Below are 7,646 nucleotides of genomic sequence, written 5' to 3'. Positions count from 1 at the left end.
TGAGGTCTTTGGCCAGTTCTTCAGCCATAGCTTGTAGTTTTTTATTATCCATTGTGTAGCTCATTATTTTACCCTTTGTGTAGGTTATAGATAATCAGCAGTTACACAATTATTTTTACATCCTCGAAGATGTACTTGCCCGGACGCTTACTGTTGTAATAACTAAAATTACGACTTTAAATAATATAGTTTGGTCTATACCCTCGATAAACTTAACATCGCTAATAAGCCTGCCTATGTATCACCTGCTTATCAAAACTGGTTGTGAAGCTCATGCTTGTTGGTTCATGGTTCCACACAAACCCATTACGAGTGAGCAATCATGGTTCGATACCATCCAGGCTCAGTCAGTAAGGTAGAACCGATGATGTCATCAGTTGGTAGGGGAGTATTCATCGAGCTAAAATCCCCGCGCGCTTCACCACTGGTATCGAAATCTTTATATTTTATTAATTTTCTTGTCGTTGCCTGTTGAAAACGTTTCGCCCAACCTGGCTCTGATAGAACTAGCGCTTCGGTAAGCGTCGGCATGCCTTTGTTCTCAAACTGAGCAGCTGTCAAGTCAAAAACTAGCGTGTTGCCGCCAATATCCCCCAGCACAACAAAATGATTACCAGGCATATTATCTAAACCATTTGTCCAAATAAACATGCCTCTATATCGGATATTGGTAAATCCGATTTCCTTCATAAATTTTCCGGCTAACGGCATCATGGCTTCACATTTTTCATTTGGAACATCTATAAGCGCCTTTATTTCCCTATTACTTTCTAGCGCTTGGCTGTAGGTGCTATATTGATTTGGTTCCCTTATGTAGGCGTCATCAATGGTACGTACAGGGTCTAAGTGAAGTCCTTCAGTTTCTTTTCTCAAAAGAGACCCTTTCGACGAAGAACTCCCTTTGTCAGGCGCACTCTTACGAGAAAATAAGTTTATGATGGGCAAGCACCCCGCACCGCCTTTATCTTCATGAAGACCCCGTTTAACGCGGCGTCCAGGTAATAAACACTGATTCAAGGTCATAGCCGAGTGCAAGGCCGGGTCATGAGGCTGGTTGGGGGCTGCGTCATTGAGCCGTTTACCCATACGATTAAGTGATATCATACTAGGGCTGATCCCCCCAAAAGGCACCGGTGAAGGGTCAACCATATCCCATAAAGTATCTAACGACTCTTGCCCCAGATTCCTTAATTCAGCTAAAAACGCGGCATCCTTCATCAAAGTGTTTTTTACAAAACGCCTGAGTTTGTTTCCGCGTAACCCTTGTTGTAACCCTTGGCGCATGGCGGAGCGCATACTTAACTTCATCACCTTGCTCATACGCGCGATACTACCAACCACAGGCACCAGCATTAACGCCATCGACACAATCTCGACGCTCAAATCCAAGGCATCGATTTCATACCCTGGCTCGTATAAAGAATTGAAAACCGTGTCATAAAAAGGCACAAAGTGCTTACCGATAACTTCCCAGAAATGCTCATCGCGATTGATGTGCCAGAACTGCTCAGTAGAGTCTTTCAAACTTTGGGTAATGTCACTTTGCAACACTGTTAATAATGAACTGTTGGGGTGAGAGTGCTTTTGAGCCACCAAAAAGGGATAAGCACCGTTACTAGTGGTGTAAGCCTTTTTTCTGACCCGCCCAAAAATGTCTTTTTCCGCGGGAACGATATAAGAGTGTTCACGAGAGACGATAGGGTTATTACTGTCATCTGGCCACAAGAGTTTAAGCAGATGATGAATTAATGGCATCCCATTGAGCAATTGGTTCGAGGCATGATTACCAGAGCGTTTAAGAAGGTTCAATAAGCGATGATTCCTACTCTCTTGCTCTGATAACAGTATCGATGCTGAGTAACCATCTATAGTGGAAACCACTAAAGTCTCCCCTCGTTCAAGCCAGAATACTAAGATAGAACCCGGCAATTGATAACGCTTCCCAGCCCAAGGACCAGCATACCCTCCAGCACCATACCCTCTGGAAGTAGAGGTTGCTCTAGCCCAACCAGAGCCTGTTTGGGGTGAAACCTCCAAAGTAAACGACCTAAATTTCTGTACCTGAAGCTGCTTGGCGTGCTGGTAGCTAATGCCATGACTGGTCAACACTTGATAACTGTGAATTTTGGCTTCTGTCTGAGCATGGTTCTTTTTATAGTCATCAAATTGCTGAGTATAATCCTTGCCGCTTCCGCCAAAAGTTTCACTGCGTTTAAGCGATAAAATACTCTTAAAGCCCGGCGGTTCTTGGATATAACCAGTACTGGCTTGTTGAAAATCGTATTGTAGGCTTTCTGACCAAGGAAGAGCGTTGCTGTCTTGCGGGAGACCTTGTTCAGTGTAGTGGCCGGTTAAGGCACCATAAGCCATTAAGGCCGCATACGACAGATAAAAGCCCACGGTTTCATCTTGTCGCCATTGTTCATAAAGGGCAATAACGTCGCCATCACCTTTAGAGCGGTTAAACTGCTCGGCGATGCAAGTAACGGCAATCTCTTTGGCCCATTGATTCGCGATAAAGCCATCAAGCGAGGATGAGGCGTCTTTATACTCTTGGACCTTAGGTAACACGCTATCTTTAAGCGTCAGTAGTGCCTCAAGTTGGTTGTAGCCTTGGGTCAAATGGAATTTAGCCACTTGCCATTTAATCACCGCAGGTTCATCGTAGACATCAAAGGTTAAATCCAAAAGTTGATGGGCGTATTGGTGGTACTCACTCTGGTATTGAGAAAAGAGCGCATCAGCATCCATGCTACCAGCCAATACCCCATCCTCCATCGTATCTAAAGCATTAATAGCTTGTGTAATGCCCTCGCGGTAAGCCATCGGAACCTGAAGTTCAAATTGTTGTTCACTTAAGACACGCAGTTCTTCATCAAGTTGCGCCACTTTTTTTTCATAGACGAGTTTGGCATGACTTATTAAGCGATTTAGTACAGAGTTCATGGTCTCAGGAGAATCAGCAACATGTTTTTTTACCTCTGTACCGAGCCTGTTCGACCTTATATTTTGTAAACGTCTGTTATAAACCGACAGCTCTGTGTCCTTTGACTGTTGTACTTGTTCATATTCAGCGGTTAACACCGCTAATTGATCCTCTAACTCAGCTTCATCTCGAATTCCATCATTCAATGTTTGTAGATACCTTTGTTCATCGATCGGATTCATTACCATACTGCGCTTATAAGCTTCAACAACGGCTTGAACCGCTCGTTCATTAACCAATGGATGCAGAGTCATCTGCGGATGCTCGGATTGCCATTGTTGTAGGTCATGCTGCAATCGATGTGATTCAATGATAAGGGCTGGGAGTAACTCTATATCGTCACTATGTCGCAAGATGACTCTACGATAACGGCGCAGTAATCGTTGTAAAACTTTCCCTTTAATAACGAAGGGGATGTCCAGTTTTCTCTTATATCCATAACTCCTCAATTCAGGCAGGGAACGAAGCAATAAACGATGTAAATGATGCCGTACTCTAGATGAATAATCGGAGTAATTCCGACTTAAGTACTGACGCATCTCGACCCTAAGATCATGGAATTCTGATCTCGAAATCGGCCGGTCCCCTATTTCATCGGCCATATTAGAAGGCACATGCGGACGAGCTTCAGCGCCGCTAAACTGGGTACAAATCCAAGTGGCTAAGCCCACTATAGGGTTTCTGGTCAGAAAGTAACTCATCCCTCCCGCCAGTACAGACACGACAGAAGCACTTTGTCCGGCAGAAGACCCCGGCACCAAGGAGGACTCCCCCCCTTGAGAAAGGCTAGGGACAGGGCACTGTAGCGCTTTATGAGGGAGGGATATTGAACGCTTTGCCAACGCTGTATGTTTAAATAAAGGGTTGGGGCACTGACCTTGCGTGGGTTGTCTTGGGGTCGGTTTGGGGCCAAATAAAGGCTGACCTGTCATGCAATTATGAGCCGTAGGTAACCCTTGATTAAATAAATGAAGGGCCGGTTCAAGATAGGGGCGCTTAGGCCACGGATGCCAAACTCCTGCTTGCGCTATACTTTGGGCCCTCTCCTGTACAAACTCTGCGAAATCCCGATACGAAGCTCGAGCTTGAGGCGATTGAAAGGGCATATCATCATTGGGCAAAGGTGCCGTAAAATCAAGAGATGGCTCCTCATTATCGTCTGTCATATCCTCGAAGAATTCATCGTCCGAAGAGTAAAGATACTGTTCATCTATATAATCGGACTCATGGAATTGAGCCGACTGGATGTCTTCTTGGAGGTCTTCCTCCAAATCTTCCACCTCTACTGTGTGACGGACAGGTTTACTATCATAAGCATTTTGTGGCATGATTATTTTCCTCGGTCCTCTTAAATAAGTAATGTCAGAAAAGCATCGTTCTAGGTAATGACATATACGATAACTCAACAGGCTCAAAGCTAATGAGCCTGTTGAAATATGACTATTACCCGTGATCATTGAAGTTGCTTGATTTTCCATAAAAACAGGATCAGTAAAAAGCTCAGTTATAGAAACTTCTTGTTCTTGTAGACGAGATAAACGACGGTACATAGGATGGCAACGGCATCATGAGCATCATTTTTGTTCCCAACCAAAAAGGTTTCACCATCTTTGCAGGAACTCATATGTTAGTCCTTAAGGAGCTGTAGCCCTTTAAATATGAGGGTTTATATATTCTCAGACATGAGTTTCTGTTAATTGTACAAAAAGCGTCTGATTATCTCTTTTAGGATGAGCGCGGCAAGCATACTCACTGAGGTAACGGCACCATTTCCTTAGTGTCTTTTTAATCCGGTATTCACGTCCAGATAACAGTGCTTTTAAAATGTCAGGCAGCCAATCGTTTGCACACCGCGCGACTTTTTGTGTAGAAATAGCCACTTGGTGTATTAGGCCACTCGCTCTCGCTATAAAGCGCTTTAATAGCAAGCTGAGCATGCTCGCCCACACTAGACTTTCGGCAATGCTTTTATCTCGGGTATTGAAGGCTTTTAAACCGCTATACGACTTTAACTCCTTGAAGAATAATTCTATTTGCCAGCGTAATCCATATAGTTCACTTACTTTACCTGCACTAAATTTGGCTCGATTTAGGTTGGTAACGAGGTAACCTATCGCCGATTTATTTCTATCAAAAGCCGCTTCTATATCGGGATTGATTTTACCATTGGTTCGCATAATGACATGACCACCGTGTTTGTCTGCTTGATAGCAATAATCGATATTAAAGTAACCCGCGTCCATGAGCAGCAAGGTATCCTGTATTTCATAGGCAAAGGGATTATAGTGCCGCTCACTTTCTGAATCGGGAGAAATACCCAGATAATTGTAATGACCAGACATCAAATCCATGGTCACGTGTAACTCCATGGCTGCCGGGTGAGTCTTGGTGAATCGGCCGGGAAACTCTTTAGTTAACCCAATGTGCAATTTGAGGGAGCTACCATCATGGGCCTCAATCGACTTAAATGGGTATTCGCTCGGTAATACTTGCTGCACTAGCTCGAGTAGCCATTGGTTGGCCGCTTGCTCGGTAAGGGTGCGAAGCAACTGAGTTAACTCAGGTTTTTTAGTTTATTATGAAAGGGCTTATAGTTGTTCCCAATGTCATGTTGGCTGCATAAATTTTTATGAATATCTGCAAGGTTAATATTGGTTCTGGTTCCCAACGTATTGAGCATGGCCAGTACCAACTGCATGGGTGATATGTTGCGCATCCGCTGCATGAAATGACACTCTTTGGCTAATTGAGTGATGTTGCATGAGTTAAGAACACTTGTCAGTTGCTTAGGTATCGCGTTAAAATTCATCTTGTGCTCTCTCATTTTTGATTAGTGGTTCGCACTTACTATTTGATCATGAGATGAGCACAACTTCCATGTTTTATTAAATAATACTGACTAATCATATAGATATTTAGTTTTAGCTTAAGATCCTACGTATGAGTTTTTGTAAATGTTTCTAGATCAAACATACTGTCTTGTGCTTGCAGAAGCTCTGCAATTGATGCAACTGCAGGTTCTGCTTTTTCCGCCATTTCCTCTCCGCTAAGAGCATTAGGCAACTGCGCTCGCTCTAGATAAGCTGAACAACAACCCCAATCGTTCGTCGCTTTTTTTCGTGTTCCTTGAGCACTTGCTCTAGGCCTTCGTGTTTCTTGAGTTCTTTGTGAAAAAGGAGAGGCTACTAACGTTGTTAGAGGGGATCCGGTCGCCACTAGGGGTCACATTATCGGCAGGAGCGAAGCGAAAATCCCGACCGAAGGGAACGCCATTAGTGGGCAAGTAGTGAATTGAATATTTCCTCAACTGTCGAAACCTAACATCAACGCCCTACCAGTCAACACCTTGATGTTGATGTTCATGTTGAAGTTAGATTGGATCCAGATAGAAATGAGATAGCGTACTTCGTCAGAAGAACCTTATCCTGCTCCGGTCAGTTTCACAAGAAAGATAAATATCGCCATATCACATTCACGATGCCGAAAGATTTTTGACTTATTTTTCAATATAACCGATGGTTATTGAATTATCTATTTTCTCTGGCCGCTAACACGCTGATAAGTCTCGCCAAAAATGGCTCTAATGTAATGAACCAAATACCGGTAGTTAACCCTCTTAACGTTATTTACTGTTCCATTGGTGCTCAAACCCCATAAAGGGATCTAAGTCATTCTATCTTATTTTTTTAATGTCGGTTCAGAACCACTGGTGTCATAGCGCTCTGTACCTTCTTTTGGTAATGTGACGGTTTGTGGAAATAAAACTTGAGGCCGATAAAAACTATTCACCACAGAATTTTTAAGGTCTCTGTTCATATACCCTCCTTTTATCGAGCCTGTAATATTCGCTCTGCTCTTTGGCATATCCTCTAGGTCGGCCACTATTTGATGAGATATCCCATTTAGAAATTGGTGACCTCTGTAAATCACATCCTTAGGAGAGTGCGATAAAGAGCGAAAAGCTCGCTCCTCACTGGGATGAAGCCAATTTGGGTCTTTTTTACTCGGACGTTCGTCACAATAAAGCAAATCATTTAACTGCACCAAACTACTTGATATAGAGTCAGGGTCAACTTTTGTCAAGTTTATGCGAAACAAGTTGTCACCAAATTTTGATTTTTTCTTTAATGGTATTGAGCCTTCACCCGCTTCCAACCCCATAAAAACGAAGTCATCTGTGGCAAATTCTTCGAGGTCAACGTCAGTGGTATTCTCTTCATCAAAAACTATTCCACATGACTTTAACTGCTCTCGAGACAGTAAATTGATATCACCATCTGGAAACGCGTGTGAAGAAAAATGCGTCAGGTAATAACTTCCGATGTTACCAGATAACGCATTGAATAATTTTTTCTTGCTACCCTTCAACTCACCATGGGTGCGTTGAGAGTTCTCAATATTTCGTTCACCTAGTTCGGCTACTCGCCCCATAGCGGTTTGTGGGACGGGAACAGTCTTGCCCTTAATTTTTTTAGTAGACGACCTAGGTGGGGGTAAACCTCTCCATACTGTTCCGCTCGATAGCATCCTCTCACCTGATTACCCATGAGGCTCAGCCATCTTTAACAGTCTATATGGCATAGGTGGCGTTCTAACTGCCACACTCATAAATCGTGGCAATAATTCAGTTAGATTAAAACGCCGATTGAACCGATAACAA

At 43.4% G+C, this 7,646-nt stretch carries 3 protein-coding genes and 2 pseudogenes; 1 reads left to right on the top strand and 4 read right to left on the bottom strand.

From position 1 onward, the window contains the following. Nucleotides 1-306: 306 nt before the first annotated feature. Both HRU42_RS19810 and HRU42_RS19805 read right to left on the bottom strand, forming a co-directional pair. Entirely contained in the window at nucleotides 307-4,536 is a 4,230-nt protein-coding gene (locus HRU42_RS19810) for a hypothetical protein (RefSeq protein ID WP_295033681.1), read from the bottom strand. A gap of 126 nt (nucleotides 4,537-4,662) precedes the next feature. Beyond that, complete coding sequence (locus HRU42_RS19805; protein ID WP_295033679.1) at nucleotides 4,663-5,535, bottom strand: transposase; 873 nt, start codon at nucleotides 5,533-5,535, stop codon at nucleotides 4,663-4,665. A gap of 904 nt (nucleotides 5,536-6,439) precedes the next feature. Between HRU42_RS19805 and HRU42_RS19800 the strand changes: the two are divergent. Then, nucleotides 6,440-6,559, top strand: a pseudogene (locus tag HRU42_RS19800) (IS91 family transposase); the annotation flags it as partial. Nucleotides 6,560-6,664: 105 nt separating this feature from the next. Here HRU42_RS19800 and HRU42_RS19795 read toward each other — a convergent pair. After that, the gene (locus tag HRU42_RS19795) at nucleotides 6,665-7,513 is read right to left on the bottom strand and encodes a hypothetical protein (protein ID WP_295033678.1); all 849 of its coding nucleotides are present in this window, start codon (nucleotides 7,511-7,513) and stop codon (nucleotides 6,665-6,667) included. Between the two features lie 12 nt (nucleotides 7,514-7,525). Next, nucleotides 7,526-7,646, bottom strand: a pseudogene (locus HRU42_RS19790) (IS1595 family transposase); the annotation flags it as partial.

This window comes from Shewanella sp., assembly GCF_013214165.1.
Classification (GTDB): domain Bacteria; phylum Pseudomonadota; class Gammaproteobacteria; order Enterobacterales; family Shewanellaceae; genus Shewanella.
This window is presented reverse-complemented; position numbering and strand designations above follow the sequence as displayed.

Coding starts and splice junctions, on each gene's coding strand:
- HRU42_RS19810 (WP_295033681.1), bottom strand. CDS start 4,536: ATGTACCGTCGTTTATCTCGTCTACAAGAACAAGAAGTTTCTATAACT.
- HRU42_RS19795 (WP_295033678.1), bottom strand. CDS start 7,513: ATGCTATCGAGCGGAACAGTATGGAGAGGTTTACCCCCACCTAGGTCG.